Source organism: Catenibacterium sp. RTP21428st1_D7_RTP21428_210409 (genome assembly GCF_040227455.1).
Lineage (GTDB): Bacteria > Bacillota_I > Bacilli_A > Erysipelotrichales > Coprobacillaceae > Catenibacterium > Catenibacterium mitsuoka_A.
In genome coordinates this window covers 1-1430 of sequence record NZ_JBEHVX010000162.1, presented here as the reverse complement: position 1 = coordinate 1430, position 1430 = coordinate 1, and the positions used below count along the sequence as shown (strand labels likewise).

The following is a 1430-nucleotide window of genomic DNA, read 5'->3' as shown; positions in this document are numbered from 1 at the left end:
ACTGCCCTTTACAAGTGGAAACCCCCAAATATTTAAAGCGAGTTTTTTATTGACCCCCCTTAAAAATTAAAGGTTCGAGATTCACCCCATACTGCGTGATAATTAAAATATAGGAAACCCCTAGTTATTTTAAATTACCATAAGTTCTATTTAGTTTTCGTAAGATACTGTTACGTTAGTTAAAGCATCCTTTAATACTTTTGTATTAGGATCACCCTTTGCATTTTCATCAACATCTGAGTAAGTAATAATTTTTGCTTTACCATCTTTAACATCTTTGAATACTTTTTCGTAATCTTTCTTTGTGAATTTCTTTAATCTTGAGAAATCAGTTGAAAGACCAATGTAGTCACCTTCTGCACCTAATACATGAGCGCCACCTTCAAACTTATCATTGAAAGCATTTGTGATTTCGTCTAATACAGTCTGTTTAACCCCCTTCATAGCTGAAGTGATAACAGTCTTAGAATCATCTTTCTGGTCACTATCTACACCGATAGACTTTTTGTTTGTATCTTCTGCAGCAGCGAAGATAGAGTTACAAATCTGTCCACCACAAGCAAAGATTACATCAGTACCACCATTGTACCATCCAGTAGCTTTAGTCTTAATTTCTGGTGATTCATTGAATGTACCTGTGTAAGTATATTTTGCAGAAACTTTAATATTTAATTCTTTTGCAGCGTCGTTAGCACCCTGTAAATAACCATAACCATAGTTAATTACTGCAGGAAGTGCCATACCACCCATGAAGCCAATCTTTGTGTAGCCTTCTTTTACAGCAGCATAACCAGCTAAATAACCAGGCTGCTGTTCTTTATAAGTTGCGCAGTAAACATTATCTGCAACATCTACAGCGTTATCTTTTTCATCAGTAGGTGTGAAGTCGATCGCAACGAACTTAACATCCTTGTATTTTTCTTGATTCTGGATTGTACCTAATGCAGCAGCAAATTTGAAACCTGGTAAAACAACGACTTTTGCACCATTGTCAACAGCGTTCTTGATTTGATCCTTATAACCAGCAGTATCGAATGAAGCAGGTTTATAATACTTATAACCCTTATCATTTTTAGTTCCATACTCTTTTACTGCTTCCCATGCTGACTGGTTAAACGACTTATCGTTAATTCCTCCTGAGTCAGTAATCAAAGCGATTTCTGGTTTTTTTGTGTTCTTTTTAGAACTAGGACCGCAGCCAACGAGTACCATTGAAAGTACTACAGCAGATGCCATAAGCTTTTTCATATTATTCAATTCCTCCTTTTGATATACATTAATCTTAACACATTATTGCTACTTTATAAAGTGTTAAAGCTCAATTAATCAAAAAAGGGGCTGTAACGAATAGATAGATAATATGAAATGACCTCCTAGTTGTCAAAACGTGGATTTAAACTCATAATAAGAATAGAAAACAAAAAGTGAGT

The 1430-nt window shown here is 35.0% G+C and carries 1 protein-coding gene; it reads right to left on the bottom strand.

From position 1 onward, the window contains the following. Nucleotides 1-150: 150 nt before the first annotated feature. Nucleotides 151-1248: a BMP family lipoprotein gene (locus tag ABUA27_RS12625; protein WP_349820860.1), complete on the bottom strand. Its 1098-nt coding sequence runs from the start codon at nucleotides 1246-1248 to the stop codon at nucleotides 151-153. Nucleotides 1249-1430 lie beyond the last annotated feature (182 nt).

What these genes read in the sequence shown, in the direction of transcription:
- ABUA27_RS12625 (WP_349820860.1), bottom strand. Translation starts at nt 1,248, where the DNA reads ATGAAAAAGCTTATGGCATCTGCTGTAGTACTTTCAATGGTACTCGTT.